Genomic DNA, 14612 nt, shown 5'->3' with positions numbered 1-14612 from the left:
CGGCCAGGGACCGGTGCGGCCGCCTCACCTGGTGAGCTTGCCGCCGGTGACGCCGAGGATCTCCCCGGTGACGTAGCTGGACTCCTGGGAGGCGAAGAAGACGTACGCCGGGGCCAGCTCGGCGGGCTGCCCGGGGCGGCCCAGCGGCGTGTCGGTGCCGAACTGCCGCACCTTCTCCTCCGGCATGGTGGCCGGGATCAGCGGGGTCCAGACCGGGCCGGGCGCGACGGCGTTCACCCGGATGCCCTGGTCGGCCAGGTTGAGCGCGAGGGCCTTGGTGAAGTTCGCGATGGCCGCCTTGGTGGTGGCGTAGTCGAGCAGCTGCGGCGCCCTTGCGGCCGGCCTCCTCGATCAGGCGCACCGTGTCTCGGGCGTCGGCCTCCTCCTCGTCGCCGAGGTAGGAGATCAGCACGTCGGCGCCCTCCCGGGCGAAGGCGATGGCCACGGCCCGGCCGATCCCCGAGTCACCGCCGGTGATGAGGGCCCGCTTGCCGGCGAGCCGGCCGCTGCCCCGGTACGACTCCTCGCCGTGATCCGGCTTCGGTCCCATCTTCTGCTCCGAACCGGGTGCGCGTTGCTGCTGGGCCGGTTGGCCCTGCTGCTGGCCGTACTGCCGGGTGGGGTCCTGCTGGGTGTACTGGTCCTCGCTCACCGGGTCTCCCTCGTACCTTCGTCCACTTCTGCTTCGGCCTACCCAGCCGTACCAGGAGGAAACGGCCGGTCGGGTGGCCTCGTGTTACGCGTGGGCGGACGGCGGCGCCGGTGGGGTGGAACACCTCGGGGCGATGTGGCGCGAGTGACATGCGGTGGTTATGGTGCGCAACGGCGCCTACGAGGCGTCTACACCCCCTTGGAAAGGCTCCTCATGACCTCCTCCTCCGGCGCCTCGCGCCGCCAGGTGCTGGCCGTCGCGGCCGCCGCCGCGACCGCGCCCCTGATCGCCGGCGCTCCCGCCCGGGCCGCCGAGTCGGCGAAGGGCCCGAAGACCTGGGACCTGACGGTCCTCGGCACCTCGGACACGCACGGCAACGTCTACAACTGGGACTACTACCGCGACGCCGAGTACGACGACAGCAAGCACAACGACGTCGGCGTCGCCAAGCTGGCCACCCTGGTGAACCAGATCCGGGCCGAGCGCAAGGGCAAGGCGACGCTGGTGCTCGACGCCGGTGACACCATCCAGGGCACCCCGCTGGCCACCTACTACGCCAAGCAGGAGCCGATCACCACCACCGGTGAGACGCACCCGATGGCGAACGCCATGAACGTGCTGAACTACGACGCCGTCACCCTGGGCAACCACGAGTTCAACTACGGTCTGCCGCTGCTGGCCAAGTGGATCTCTCAGCTCGGTTTCCCGGCGCTGGCCGCGAACGCGATCAACGAGGCGACCGGAAAGCCGGCCTTCCTGCCGTACGTCATCAAGAAGGTCTCGCTCGGCGGGTATGACTCCCCCACCATCAACGTCGGCATCCTGGGCCTCACCAACCCGGGCGTGGCCATCTGGGACCGGGCCAACGTCGAGGGCAAGCTGGTCTTCGCCGACATGATCGCGACCGCCGCCAAGTGGGTGCCGATCATGCGGGAGCGCGGCGCCGACCTGGTCATCATCTCCGCCCACGGCGGCGACAGCGGCACCTCCAGCTACGGGCCGGAGCTGCCGAACGAGAACCCGGTCGCGCTGATCGCCGAGCAGGTCCCGGGGATCGACGCGATCCTCTTCGGCCACGCCCACAACGAGGTGCCGCAGAAGTTCGTCACCAACGCCGCCACCGGCGAGCGGGTGCTCACCTCGGAGCCGTCGAAGTGGGGCCAGCGGCTGACCCGGATGGACTTCACCGTCCAGAAGGTCAAGGGCCGGTGGACGGTGCTGAGCAAGTCCGCCACCATGCTGAACACCAACACCGTGGTCGAGGACCCGGCGGTGCTCGCGGCGGTGCGCGGCCAGCACGACAAGACCGTCGGCTACGTCAACCAGGTGGTGGCGCGGTGCACGGTGGAGCTGCCCGCGGCGGAGTCGCGGTACAAGGACACCCCGATCCTGGACTTCATCAACCACGTCCAGGCCGAGGTGGTCACGAAGGCCCTCGCCGGCACCGCGTACGCCGGACTGCCGGTGCTGTCGCAGGCGTCGCCGTTCAGCCGGACGGCGGTCTTCCCCGCGGGTGACGTGCGGATCCGTGACGTGGCCGGGCTCTACGTCTTCGACAACACCCTCGAGGCCGTCGTGATGACCGGCGCCGAGGTGAAGGCGTACCTGGAGTACTCGGCGAAGTACTTCGTCACCGTCCCGGTCGGCGCGCCGGTGGACGTGAACACCATCAGCGACCCGGCCGTGCCGGACTACAACTACGACGCGATCTCCGGGCTCGACTACGACATCGACATCTCGAAGCCGGTCGGCCAGCGGATCACCCGCCTGGTCCTGCCGGGCACGGACACCCCGGTCGCGCCGGAGGCGCAGTTCGTCGTCGCGGTGAACAACTACCGGCGCAGCGGTGGCGGCAACTTCCCCGGCATCGTGAAGACCCAGGTCTACAACCAGCAGCAGGAGATCCGCCAGCTGCTGATCGACTGGGCGCAGGCCAAGGGCGTCATCGACCCGGCCGACTTCTTCGTGGCGAACTGGAAGCTGGTCCGCGAGGGCGTGCCGGTCTTCTGATCCGTACCGCAGCCGACGGGTCCCGGGTGGTCGCGCCCGGGGCCCGTCGCCCGTTTCCGGGCCGGTCAGGCGCCGCCCGCGCGCAGGTCCCAGTCGTGCTGCGCGCCGGCCGGGTCCGGCCGGTCGCGGCGCGGTTCGGTCTCGGTCAGCTCCACCCGGTCCTCGGGTCGGACCGCGGGCGGCAGTTCGCCGAAGCGTACGTGCCGCAGAAACGCGTACTCCTCGTCGGTGAACGACTCGGTCGGCTCGCTCATGACCGCATTGTGCGCCCGACCGACCACCGTCCGCATCAACCGGAACGGCGCGGGTAAGCCGCCGCGACGACCGCCGGTGACCAGGTGGAGGACGACGATGCGCGCGGTACGGATGACCGCTCCCGGTGTGCTCGAACAGGTCGAGGTGGCCACCCCGACGGCCGGCCCGGGCGAGGTCCTGCTCCGCGTCGCGGCGGTCGGCGCCTGCCACTCCGACCTGCACATCCTCGACGCCCCGCCCGGGCTCTTCCCCACCCCGATGACGCTCGGCCACGAGATCGCCGGGACCGTCGACAGCGTCGGCGCCGGGGTGGACGCCTGGGCGGCCGGGGACCGGGCCGCGGTCTACGGGATCATCGGTTGCGGCCATTGCCGGGCCTGCCTGCGTGGGCTGGAGAACCAGTGCCGGGTGGTGCCGGTGGGCGGGATCGGGCTCAGCCGCGACGGCGGGCTCGCCGAGTACGTGGCGGTGCCCGCCTCGCGGCTGCTGCACGTGGGCGACTTGGACCTGACCCTGGTGGCCCCGCTGACCGACGCGGGGCTCACCCCTTACCACGCCGTCGAACTGGCCCGCGCGAAGCTGCGTCCCGGGACGACCTGCGTGGTGATCGGGATCGGCGGGCTGGGCCACATGGCGGTGCAGATCCTGGTGGCCACCACCGCCGTCCGGATCGTCGCGGTGGACACCAGCGTCGCCGCGCTCGACCTGGCCAGCCGGCTGGGCGCGCACGCCGTGGTGCAGGCCGGGCCGGACAGCGTCGACCAGGTCCGGGGGCTGGTCGGTGCGGCGCCGGACGGAGCGGACGTGGTGCTTGACTTCGTCGGGGCCGACCCCACGCTGACCACCGCCCGGCAGGTGGTCGCCACCGGCGGCCAGGTGCTGCTCGTCGGCCTCGCCGGCGGCACACTGCCGGTCCGGCCGGTCGCCGACGAGCCGCCGACCCTGCCGCTGGAGACCAGCGTCCAGGTGCCGTTCTGGGGCACCCGGGCGGAACTCCAGGAGGTTATCGCGCTGGCCCGGGGCGGGGTGCTGCAGGCCGACGTGCAGACCTTCCCGCTCGCCGAGGCGCCGGAGGCGTACGAGCTGCTGCGCCGCAGGGAGATCCACGGGCGGGCGGTCATCGTGCCCTGACCGGGGCCGGACGACCTGCGGCGGAGGTCCTAGCGGGCGGCGCTGTCCGGCGCGGCGGCCGCCCTCGGCCGCCACGGTGGGAGCCGGTCCACCAGGGCCAGCCCGGCCCGGACCGGGCCGCGGGTGACGAGTTCCTCGAAGCTGGTGCGGCCGTGGCAGAACCGCACGAACATCCGCCAGCCCGGTGGGGTGGCGAGCAGCGCGTGGATCACATCCGGCCGCCGCTCGAACACCTCCAGCAGCCGGTGCCCGGCCCGCATGGCCGGCACGAGCTGCCGGTGCACCTCGCGCTCGTAGGCCGCCGGGTCGCCGCCGGCGACGGCCTCGCCAGCCAGCCGGCCGGAGCGCAGGGCGTAGCTGATGCCCTCCCGGCTCCACGGTTCCAGCAGGCCCGCGGCGTCGCCGGCGACCAGCACCCGGCCGCGGCGCAGCGGCGCGTCCTCGGCCCGGCAGCGGGTCAGGTGGCCGGAGTCGTGCTCCGGAGTCAACCCGGACAATCCCAGCCGCGCGACGAAGTCGCGCAGGTAGGCCCGGGTGCGCTCCCCCGCGCCGCGGGCGGAGATGACGCCGACGGTGAGCCGGTCGTCGCCCTTGGGAAAGACCCACGCGTACGACCCGGGGACCGGTCCCCAGTCCAGCAGCACCCGGCCGCGCCACCGCTCCTGCTCGTCCGGGGGCACCGGCAGCTCCACCTCCAGGCCCAGGTCGACCTGGCGGAAGGTCACCCCGACATGCCGGGCGGTGACCCCGGAGGAGCCGTCGGCGCCGATGACGGTGCGGGCGCGGACCACGTCCCCGTCGGCCAGCCGGAGGCGTACCTCGTCGGGGTCCTGCTCCACGGCGCGGACCGGGACGCCCTCGCGGACCTCGGCCCCGGCGGCGACCGCGGCCGCGCGCAGCCGGTCGTCGAACTTCTCCCGCCGCACCATGGCGAGCAGCGGACCCGAGTGCCGGCGGGTGAAGGCGCGTCGCCCGTCCCGGGTGACCGTGATCCGGTCCACCCGGTCGTCCACCGGCACCTCGATCCGGTCGGCGATTTCGGCCAGCGACGTCCCGATCAGGCCGCCCCCGCAGGTCTTGTAGCGGGGATGCGTGGCGCGCTCGATCACCAGCGTGCGCACTCCGGCACGGGCCGCGGCGTGGGCGGCGGAGAGGCCGGCGGGGCCACCGCCGACGACCACGAGATCCCAGATGATCACTGGTGCAGCCTAGGGCACGGGGCGGCGGGAACGCCCCTCGCAGGCCCCGCGAGGGCCCCGATCGGGTGGGCATCATCGGACAGCCTCGGGGTAAGCGCCGGGCGCAGACCGCCCGTGGTCGGGCGGGCCACGCCGAGGAGGGAAGCGATGCAGCAGGTACAGCTGTCTGCGATCGAGGAACGGGTGTACCAGGCCGTGTCCGCGCTGGAGGTGCGGGGCCACGTCCCCTACCCTGACCTGATCGCCCAGGAGGCGGGGATGACCGAGGAGGAGCTGCGCGAGCCGCTGCACCTGCTCACCGAACGGGGCCTGCTGCACCGGGAGGACTCCCCGATGGCCGGCCTCGACTTCGGCCCACGGTGGTGCGCGCGCCAGATGGCCTGACGTTCACTGTTTGCCCCACCGGGGGCCGGGTAGCGATCGGGGATGCGTGATCGACGGTTCTCGGGGGGCACGATGAGCGCGGACCCGTCGTCGGCGCCAGCGGAACCCGCCGGGTACGGCGGCCGGCGGCGGTGGCAGGCGCTCGGCGTCGGCCTGGTCGCCGCGTTCATGACGCTGCTGGACATCAGCATCGTCAACGTCGCCATACCGTCGATCGACCGGGCCGTCCACGCCACGCCGAGCGACCTGCAGTGGGTGCTGTCGGGGTACGCGCTCACCTTCGGCCTGGTGCTGGTGCCGGCCGGGCGGTTCGGCGACGCGCGCGGCCGGCGAACCGCGTTCGTGGTCGGCGTCGCGCTGTTCACGCTGACCAGCGCGCTGGCCGGGCTGGCCCGCTCGCCGGAGTGGCTGATCATCGCCCGGCTCGTCCAGGGCGCCGCCGCCGGCGTGGTCAACCCGCAGGTGAGCGGGATGATCCAGGAGCTGTTCCGGGGTGCCGAACGCGGTCGGGCGTTCGGGCTGCTCGGTGCCACCATCGGCATCTCCACCGCGGTCGGTCCGCTGCTCGGTGGGCTGCTCATCCAACTCGGCGGTGAGGAGCACGGCTGGCGGTGGGTGTTCTTCGTGAACGTCCCGGTCGGCATCGTGGCCATGCTGCTCGGCTGGCGGCTCATTCCGACCCGGCCCGCCGGCCAGCCCGACCGGCACCGGCTCGACCCCCTCGGGGTGGTGCTGCTCGGCGCCGGGGTGACCCTGGTGCTGCTGCCGCTGGTGCAGCGGGCGCAGTGGCACGGCCCGGGCAAGTGGGCGCTGATCCCCGCCGGGCTGCTCTGCCTGGCCGGCTTCGCGCTCTGGGAACGGCGGTACGCCCGCCACCAGCAGCCGCTGTTCGACCTGCGGCTGTTCGGGCTGCGCTCGTACACGCTGGGCGCGCTGATCGGCCTGGTCTACTTCGCCGGGTTCACCGCGATCTTCTTCATCTTCACGCTCTACCTGCAGATCGGGCTCGGCTACAGCGCGCTGATCGCCGGCCTGGCGATCACCCCGTTCGCGCTCGGCTCGGCGGCCGCGTCGGCGTTGGGCGGGCGGGTGGTCACCCGGTACGGCCGGCCGCTGGTCGCCATCGGACTGCTGCTCGTGGCGGTCGGGCTGATCGCCACGGTCGTCGTGCTGCACGGCGAACCGCACCACTCGGTGCCGCTGCGCACCGCGGTGCCGCTGCTGCTCGCCGGGATCGGCAGCGGCCTGGTGATCGCGCCCAACCAGACCCTCACCCTGTCCGAGGTGCCGGTGCCGCAGGCCGGCAGCGGGGCGGGCATGCTGCAGACCGGGCAGCGGATCGGCTCGGCCGCCGGTATCGCGGGGGTGGGCGCGCTGTTCTTCTCGTCGCTGGCCAGCACCCGCGGCGACTGGGCCGCCGCCTTCCGACACTCGCTGCTGCTGGCCACCGGGATCATCGTGGTGGCGCTGGGCGCCGCCGTGGTGGACATCGTCGCCGGTCACCGCCGCTCCGCCGGCGCCCCCTGATCGGCCGCGGCGCCCTCGGGCCGGGCGGCCGGCAGCAGGACGGTGGTGAGCAGCCGGCGGGTCCGGTCGGGAGCGGGGCCCAGCGCCGCGTACTCGGCGAACAGTGCCCGGAGCCGGGTGACGAACTCGGCCGCCTCGGCGTCGGTGGCGTGGAAGGCGTTCTGCCGGTAGCCGGCCAGGTCGCGGGCCAGGTCGCCGCCGCCGTTGTCGAGGTAGCGGTCGAAGTCGGCGAGAAGGCCCGCGACGAAGGTGAGGAAGGCCCGGCGGTGCTGTTCCGGACCCATCGCCCGGGCCGCGTCCGCGTCCACCGAGGCCGCCGCCTCGTCCAGGCGGTAGCTGCGCTCGACGGCGCCGCGGATCCGGCGCTCGCCGACCGTGACCAGGACGCCGTGCTCCGCCAGGGTGCCGACCTGCCGGTAGAGGGTGGCCGGCGGGACCTCGGGCAGCTCGGCGCGCAAATCGGCGGTGGTCAGGGTGCGACCACCCAGGAACGCCTGGACGACCCGCAGCCGGACCGGATGCAGCAGCAGCTCCGCGGTGTCGAGGGCCACACCCCACCCCTTTTCATTATCGTCAGTGATAACGTTCTCGTCAGAGAGATTATAGCGAGACGAGGAGCCCTTCGATGGCCACCATCGACCTCACCACCGACCTGATCCAGGTGCGGCTCACCGCCGCCGAGAAGCTCTGGGCCCTCCGGGGCGACCTGCGGTTCCCGCGCAGCGCCGTGCGCGCCGTCACCGTCGAGCCCGACGGCCTGCACGCCACCCGCGGCCTGCGGGCGCCCGGGCTCGGCGTGCCCGGGCGCCGGAAGGTCGGCACCTGGCGCGGCCGGAGCGGCCGGGAGTTCGTCAGCGTCCGCGCCGGCCAGCCGGCCGTCCGCATCACCCTCGCCGGCCAGCGGTACGACGCCGTGCTGGTCGGCGCCGACGACGCCCCGGCCCTCGCGGAGGCGGTACGCGGATGACGATCGAGCGGGAATTGAGCTTCACCTCGGCCGGTCACCGGCTGGTCGGCACGCTCACCCTGCCCGCCGGAGCCGGACCACGCCCCGGGGCGTTGCTGTTGCCCGGCTCCGGGCCGCTGAACCGGGACGGCGACCACCGCCGGCTGCCCCTCGGGATCCAGCGGGACCTGGCCGCCGCGCTGGCCGACGCAGGCGTGGCCACCCTTCGGTATGACCGCCGGGGCGTGGGCGACAGCTCCGGCCGCTTCCCGCGGACCGGCTTCCATGAGAACGTCGACGACGCGCAGGCCGCCCTCGCGGCGCTCGGCGCGGACCCGGCGGTGGACGCCGGAAAGCTCTTCCTGGTCGGGCACAGCGAGGGAGCGCTCACCGCCACCGCGATGGCCGCCCGCGGCGTCGCGCTGGCCGGGATGGTCCTGCTCGCCGGCACCGGCCGCCCCGGCGCCGAGGTGCTGCGCTGGCAGGCCGCCCGGCTGCTGCCCGACCTGCCCGCCCCGGTGCGCCTGCTGCTCCGGCTCACCCGTACCGACCTGGTGGCCAAGGTGGCCCGCAACCACGAGAAGATCCTGGCCACCACGGGCGACGTGGCCTGGGTCGGCGGGCAGCGCCTCAACGCCCGGTGGATGCGCGAGTTCCTCCGCTACGACCCCCGGCCGGACCTGGCCCGCGTGACCGCCCCGATCCTGGCGTTGACCGGCGACAAGGACCTGCAGACCGACCCCGTCGACCTGCCGGTCATCGCCGCGAGCGCCGGCGGGCCGGTGCAGACTCGGGTGCTGCCCGACGTCACCCACGTGCTGCGACGCCAGCCCGGGGCGCCGTCGCTGCGCGCGTACCGCCGGGAGGTCACGAACCCGGTCGACGCCTCGGTGACCGGGGCGGTCGTGTCGTGGATCGCCTCCCTCGGTTGAAAGTTTGTGGGTGGGTGCTGGGGGCCTTCGCCGCCGGTCGGGGCACTGTGCACCCAGACGCCGCTGGCCGGCACCCGTGTTCGGGTGCCGGCCAGCGGCGTTACGGCTTGGGTCAGCTGTTCCAGTGCTGGGCGACGAGGTCGGCGGCCTGCTGCTCCCACTGGGCGTAGGCGTCCGGGTAGGCCGAGACCTGCACGGTCTGGGCGGCCTCGGTCAGCGGCATGTCCTGCCACCCGTCGACCTGCTTCAGACCCTTCTCGAACGCAAGCGTCGAGTACTCGGGGTTGGTGATCTGCTCCGGCGTACCCCAACCACTGGACGGCCGCTGCTGGAACAGGCCCAGCGAGTCGTGATCATTCTTGTCGCCGAGGTGGCCCAGGTTCTCCAGCTTCGACTCCTGCAGGCTCGTGGCGATCGAGATCACCGCGGCCCGCTCCGGCAGACCCGCCTTCTTCGTCGCCGCAATGATCGCCTTCGCATTCGCGACCTGCTCATCCGACAGGTCGATGCGCGACTGGGCGCCCTGCACACCATGCGGAACCAGCTTGCCCATATCCGGCTTGTCGGCCTGCACGGCCGCGACCGGCTTGCCGGCAACAGTCGGGGTGCCGGCGTGAGCGGCGATCGGACCGGCGAACACACCACCGGTGAAAGCCAGACCAGCAACACCCAGCACGCTCTTACGCAGCATCGAGTTCATCACAAAGCTCCATTCGGGGGTTGGCGTCCACGCCGATGGGGGTCAGCAGCAGACGCAAGCACCGTCAGGCGCCCAAGAAACAAAAGGGGAAAAGTCTTGGGGGATCCGGCGTGCGGGGCAGGGCCTCTTCGCAGCGCCGGGACCATGTGTAACGACCGGCGGCCCACCATCATTCCGGGCCCGCACACCCCGCCAGGCGGGGCGTCCTTCCTCGGTCATTCACCCGTGTTCAACGACCCCGGCCCGCCCACCATTCCGGCCCCGGGATGCCGACGGTCACACCCCCAAACCGGACAACCGGCCCAGTCACAGCCAGGCCACGCAGGCCTCGACGCGGTCAGTGGAACGCTATGGAGGTCACCGGAGCCCGGAGACAGCCATGACGTTCCACCCAGCACACCCAGCCAGCCCACAACCGGACAAAACAGTCGGCACCCCGTGCGGAGGAGGGCGGCAGCAGCGCCGGGGGCGGAGGAAAGCAGCGGCATGACGGGCCGGGGCGCCTGACCGTCGCGGCGGTGCCGGGAGAGCTGCGCCCCGGCCGGCCGGCGCCGCCGGACGTCTGGCGGGCCCTCGGGCTGGCCCGGCCCCCGAACCCCGCCCGTCGTGGGCCGCCGCCGGAAGGCCTGGAACCAGACATCCGGCGTACCTCAGGCGCAGACCGCGCAGACCGCACGGGTCCGGACGGGGCCGGACACGGCGGGCCACCCCCGACAACCGCAACTTGGCAACAGACGAAACCGGCCGGCCCCGAAAGGGACCGGCCGGTCGTGAAAGACGAGATCACCAGAGCTGCTGGACGATGTCCGCGGCCTGCTCCTCCCACTGCGCGTACGCGTACGGGAAGGCGGACACCTGCACCGTCTGCGCCGCCGCGGTCAGCGGCAGGTCATGCCAGCCGCCCACGTTCTTCAACGCGTTGAAGAACGCCTTCGACGCGTAGTCCGGGTCGGTGACCTGCTCGGGCGTGCCCCAACCGGACGACGGGCGCTGCTGGAACAGGCCCTCCGAGTCGTGGTCGTTGTAGTCGCCCAGGTGGCCGAGGTTGTACAGCTTCGACTCCTGCAGCGAGGTCGCGACGCCGATGACGGCGCCCCGCTCCCCCACGCCGGTCTCCTTGGCCGCCTTGACGATGGCCTTGGCGTTGGCGACCTGCGCGTCGTCGAGCGGGATGCGCGACTGGGCGCCCTCGACGCCGTGCGGGATGAGCTGGTCCTTGCTGGGCCGGTCGGGCTTGGCCGGGACCTTGTCGCTGCCGGTGGTGAGACCCGACTCGACGGTGGCCGTCTTCTTGCCGGTGGCCAGGTCGATGGCCTCGACGGCGCCGGCGTGCGGGCCGCTGGTGACCGGGGCGGCGATGGCCGTGGGGCCGAACGCCAGCCCGCCCAGGGCGGCGACGCCCGCGACGGTCAGCGCGGCCTTGCGGTTCGGGGTCTTCGCGACGGCGGAGTTCGCGATGACGGTCTTCGCGATGGCGGCCTTCGCGACGGCGGTCTTCGCGATGGCGGGGAGCCATCGAGTGAAGTACTGCTCCACGATGGTTGCCCTTTCGTCGTTACGACTCGCTCCGGGGTGAGCGGCCTCGGGGGAACTGCTGGCCGGTACGGGGTTTGCGTGCCGGCGGTACGGGGGACACAACCGGCTCGACCTGTCGGTCATTCCGGAAATGCCGGAGTGGCGGCGGGCTGCGGCCCAGGTCACGAGACCAGCCGGGCACGCCGGGACGGGGCGTACCGGAGAGGCGGAAACCGCCCGGCGAGGGCGGGAGCGGTCAGCCGGCGGCCGGGGTGCCGAAGCGGACCAGGACGTGCCAGAGCTGCTTGAGGTGCTGGAGGGTCAGGTCGGTCGGGCCGCGGTCGGCCCACCGCTGCGGCTCCCTGACCACCGAGGCGGCGGCCCTACCGATCAACGCGGCGTGCACCGGCTCCTCCGGGCGGGCGAACTCGGCATGCACCCGCGCGGCCAGCGGCGGGATCGCCGGCCCGCGGAACTCGGCGTCGATGCCGTCGACCGGCAGCTCGAATCCGGCGTGCCAGCACAGCGGGACGCCGTTCCGGCGGGCGACCCCGATGAGAAGCCGTCCGGTGTCGGTGCCCCGGAACGAGGGGTCGGCCACGATCGCCTCGACGTCCCGGGCCAGGCTCAGCTCGCCGTGGACCTGGGCCTCGATGTAGTCGTCCAGGGCCCGCCCGGCCGCGTCGGATGCCGGCTCCCGGCGGTGCAGCAACCTGCGTACCAGGGTGTCCGGATCCATGCCGGCCAGTCCGAGACTGACGCCGGTGCCGGCGGTGGCGGTCAGCAGCGCGGCGAGCACCGGCTCGAAGATCTCGACCGTGCCGAACTCGCTCGGCTCCGTGGCGCTGTCCCCGAAGCTGAACGTGGACCGGGCGAGCACCTCCGGCCGCAGCCGCAGGTGGCAGGAGCCGAACCGGGGGCACGAGCCGTCCGGGTGGTCGAGCAGGTTGAGGCCGCCGTACTTCGGGCGCTCGGCGGGGAGCACGCCCGGCCGGTGGTATGCCCCACCGAACAGCGTCTGCTCCCAGCGGTCCCGGTCGCCGCCCGGAAAGGCGGTCAGGCCGCCGTTGGAGATGCCGGTCTCGAACTGGCTGCGGTAGACGCCCTCCTGGTCGAGCGCCTCGGCCACCGTGCGGCCGTCGCGCAGCGGCCGGTCGGGGTGGAAGTTGAGGGTGAGCCGGCCGTGCGCGGCAACGGCCGCGACCACCTCCGCCGACCGGTACGCGACGCCCGAGCGGGCGAGGTGGTCGGCGATGGCGGCGAGCGCGGCCGGCCGGTCGCGCAGCGCCACGTCCCGCACGTACCGGAGGGCGGCGGCCTGCGCGGGGGTCAACGTCGGGTCGGGCACGGGCCCGAGTATCGGCCGACGGATGCCGGGACGCAGCCGGTTTCCCACCCGGTCAGGCGTCGGTGCCGAAGCCGTCCAGGGCGGCGCGCTCCTCCGGGCTCCGCAGCTCCTGGAAGACGGTGAGGTGCAGGCCCGCCGGGCCGTCGAGGCGGGCGTTGAGCGACTGCCAGGGGGTGACGGTTGGCGGAGCGACCTCGCGGGCACCGGCGGCGACCAGGCGTTCGGTCACCGCGCGGCTGTCGTCCACCTCGAACGCCACCCGCAGGCGGGGCGCGACCTGCCGGCCGACCTCCACCTCGTCGATCATGCGTTTTCTGTACCGGGTTGGCCAGCTCCAGGGTGGCCCGGCCCGCCTCCAGGATCACCACCCGAGCACCCTCGCCCCCGGAGTACGCCGCCTCCTCGGGGAGCCCGAGGGCGTCGCGGAAGAAGGCGACCGCCGCGTCGTAGTCGTCGGCCTCGACCACGAGGCGAAGCTGGCGTACGGTCGGCGGCCGGTCGTCCCGAGGGTCCGTCATGACGCCCGATCCTAGCCGTGGGCGGTCGCGCCGAGCCGGGCCAGGAACTGCGGGTTGCCCGGGGTGGCGGCGAGCTGGCGCAGCAGCTGCTCCAGCGCCGGCTGGCGGTCCAGTTGGGACAGTGCGGACCGCAGCCCGCGCAGTCGCCGCCGCTCCACGTCGGTCAGCAGCAGCTCCTCCCGGCGGGTGCCGGAGGCGCGGATGTCCACCGCCGGATAGGTACGCCGATCGGCCAGCGCGCGGTCCAGCTTCAGCTCGGCGTTGCCGGTGCTCTTGAACTCCTCGTAGATGAGCGTGTCCGCGGCCGACCCGGTCTCCACCAGTGCCGTGGCGAGGATGGTGAGGGAGCCGCCCTCCTCGGCGTTGCGCGCCGCGGCGAGCAGCCGCTTCGGCGGGTTGAGCGCCGCCACGTCCACCCCGCCGGAGAGCGTACGCCCGGCCGAGCGGACGGAGAGGTTGTAGGCACGGCCGAGCCGGGTCAGCGAGTCGAGCAGCACGACCACGTCGTGCCCCAGCTCGACCAGGCGCTTCGCCCGCTCGATCGCCAGCTCCGCCACCGTGGTGTGGTCCTGCGGCGGACGGTCGAACGTGGCCGCGATGACCTCGCCCTTCACCGACCGAGACAAGTCGGTGACCTCTTCCGGCCGCTCGTCGACCAGCACCACCATCAGGTGGCACTCCGGGTTGTTGCGGGTGATCGCGTTCGCGATCGCCTGCAGCACCATCGTCTTACCGGCCTTCGGCGGCGACACGATCAGCGCCCGCTGCCCCTTGCCGATCGGCATCACCAGATCGATCACCCGGGTGGTCAGGATGTGCGGCTCGGTCTCCAGCCGCAGCCGCTCCTGCGGGTACAGCGGAGTGAGCTTGTAGAACTCCGGCCGACGCCTCGCCTCCTCCGGCTCCATCCCGTTGACGGTGTCGAGCCGGACCAGCGGGGCGTGCCGGCCCCGGCGCGGAGCGGCGCCGACGGCCCCGGTGACCAGGTCGCCGGGGCGCAGGCCGTAGCGGCGCAGCTGGGCGGCGGTGACGTGGACGTCGGCGGGCGAGGACAGGTAGCCGTCGACCCGGAGCAGGGCGTAATCGTCCACTGTGTGCAGAATGCCGGCGACCGGAGCCGGCACGGTGGTGTCCGTGTTCATCGAAATGCCTTTCCTGGTATGTCGCCCGTGCGGCGGGCGGGAAGAGGGTGGGGTGCGGGGATGACTCGAGCGCAGTACCCCGCGGGTGAGCGCCGAGCGGCGCCTCGGCGGGCTCGGCCGGGCGGGGAACGGCGGCGCAGGCCGTCGGCCCCCGGGCTGGGTCGGACGGCGCACGAGCGACTCCGGCGGCTGTCAGCCGTCGGTGGAAGAAGGAACGCGTAACTCGCGGGCGCCGGGGTCGGGCCGGCGGGGCGGGGATTCGGACTCCGGGTGGCGCCGAGCGCCGGCATCCGGGTCCATGGCCAGATTAGCCTCGCCGGCCGGAGCGGGCAAGCAGGTCAGCGAACCTGTCG

General features: G+C 73.2%; 13 protein-coding genes and 2 pseudogenes. 6 read left to right on the top strand and 9 right to left on the bottom strand.

What is annotated here, in order from left to right; genetic code table 11:
- Positions 1-24: 24 nt before the first annotated feature.
- A pseudogene (locus tag Q2K19_RS27510) lies at positions 25-652 on the bottom strand (SDR family oxidoreductase).
- A gap of 213 nt (positions 653-865) precedes the next feature.
- Here Q2K19_RS27510 and Q2K19_RS27505 point away from each other — a divergent pair.
- The gene (locus Q2K19_RS27505) at positions 866-2662 is read left to right on the top strand and encodes a bifunctional metallophosphatase/5'-nucleotidase (RefSeq protein ID WP_302765026.1); all 1797 of its coding nucleotides are present in this window, start codon (positions 866-868) and stop codon (positions 2660-2662) included.
- A gap of 65 nt (positions 2663-2727) precedes the next feature.
- Here the strand turns inward: Q2K19_RS27505 and Q2K19_RS27500 are convergent, their stop codons facing one another.
- Entirely contained in the window at positions 2728-2916 is a 189-nt protein-coding gene (locus tag Q2K19_RS27500; protein ID WP_302765025.1) for a hypothetical protein, read from the bottom strand.
- A 97-nt stretch (positions 2917-3013) separates the two neighbouring features.
- Between Q2K19_RS27500 and Q2K19_RS27495 the strand changes: the two genes are divergently transcribed.
- Positions 3014-4048: an NAD(P)-dependent alcohol dehydrogenase gene (locus Q2K19_RS27495; RefSeq protein ID WP_302765024.1), complete on the top strand. Its 1035-nt coding sequence runs from the start codon at positions 3014-3016 to the stop codon at positions 4046-4048.
- Between the two features lie 29 nt (positions 4049-4077).
- Here Q2K19_RS27495 and Q2K19_RS27490 read toward each other — a convergent pair whose 3' ends face one another.
- On the bottom strand, positions 4078-5247 hold the full coding sequence (locus Q2K19_RS27490) for a geranylgeranyl reductase family protein (RefSeq protein ID WP_302765023.1): 1170 nt from the start codon (positions 5245-5247) through the stop codon (positions 4078-4080).
- A gap of 147 nt (positions 5248-5394) precedes the next feature.
- Between Q2K19_RS27490 and Q2K19_RS27485 the strand changes: the two genes are divergently transcribed.
- The gene (locus tag Q2K19_RS27485) at positions 5395-5631 is read left to right on the top strand and encodes a hypothetical protein (protein WP_302765022.1); all 237 of its coding nucleotides are present in this window, start codon (positions 5395-5397) and stop codon (positions 5629-5631) included.
- A gap of 72 nt (positions 5632-5703) precedes the next feature.
- The gene (locus tag Q2K19_RS27480) at positions 5704-7158 is read left to right on the top strand and encodes an MFS transporter (RefSeq protein WP_302772768.1); all 1455 of its coding nucleotides are present in this window, start codon (positions 5704-5706) and stop codon (positions 7156-7158) included.
- Here the strand turns inward: Q2K19_RS27480 and Q2K19_RS27475 are convergent.
- Positions 7131-7709, bottom strand: a complete 579-nt coding sequence (locus tag Q2K19_RS27475) for a helix-turn-helix domain-containing protein (RefSeq protein ID WP_302765021.1) — start codon at positions 7707-7709, stop codon at positions 7131-7133. The two genes, Q2K19_RS27480 and Q2K19_RS27475, sit on opposite strands and share 28 nt — an antisense overlap.
- Positions 7710-7783: 74 nt before the next feature.
- On the opposite strand from Q2K19_RS27475, the gene Q2K19_RS27470 reads away from it, so the two are divergent.
- Complete coding sequence (locus Q2K19_RS27470) at positions 7784-8125, top strand: hypothetical protein (protein WP_302765020.1); 342 nt, start codon at positions 7784-7786, stop codon at positions 8123-8125.
- A complete protein-coding gene (locus Q2K19_RS27465) occupies positions 8122-9036 on the top strand; it encodes an alpha/beta hydrolase family protein (RefSeq protein ID WP_302765019.1) in 915 nt (304 codons plus the stop codon). The genes Q2K19_RS27470 and Q2K19_RS27465 overlap by 4 nt, the downstream gene beginning before the upstream one ends.
- 112 nt (positions 9037-9148) lie before the next feature.
- Here Q2K19_RS27465 and Q2K19_RS27460 read toward each other — a convergent pair whose 3' ends face one another.
- The 5 genes and pseudogenes from Q2K19_RS27460 to rho form a co-directional block, all read right to left on the bottom strand.
- Positions 9149-9736, bottom strand: coding sequence for a hypothetical protein (locus tag Q2K19_RS27460; RefSeq protein ID WP_302765018.1), 588 nt, complete (start codon positions 9734-9736; stop codon positions 9149-9151).
- A 783-nt stretch (positions 9737-10519) separates the two neighbouring features.
- Positions 10520-11272, bottom strand: a complete 753-nt coding sequence (locus Q2K19_RS27455; protein WP_302765017.1) for a hypothetical protein — start codon at positions 11270-11272, stop codon at positions 10520-10522.
- A gap of 235 nt (positions 11273-11507) precedes the next feature.
- The gene (locus tag Q2K19_RS27450; RefSeq protein WP_302765016.1) at positions 11508-12599 is read right to left on the bottom strand and encodes a DUF3626 domain-containing protein; all 1092 of its coding nucleotides are present in this window, start codon (positions 12597-12599) and stop codon (positions 11508-11510) included.
- Positions 12600-12651: 52 nt separating this feature from the next.
- A complete protein-coding gene (locus Q2K19_RS27445; RefSeq protein WP_302765015.1) occupies positions 12652-12906 on the bottom strand; it encodes a VOC family protein in 255 nt (84 codons plus the stop codon).
- Positions 12907-13128: 222 nt separating this feature from the next.
- Positions 13129-14253: pseudogene (gene rho / locus Q2K19_RS27440) on the bottom strand (transcription termination factor Rho); the annotation flags it as partial.
- Positions 14254-14612 lie beyond the last annotated feature (359 nt).

It is taken from the genome of Micromonospora sp. NBRC 110009, from assembly GCF_030518795.1.
GTDB lineage: Bacteria > Actinomycetota > Actinomycetes > Mycobacteriales > Micromonosporaceae > Micromonospora.
This window is presented reverse-complemented; position numbering and strand designations above follow the sequence as displayed.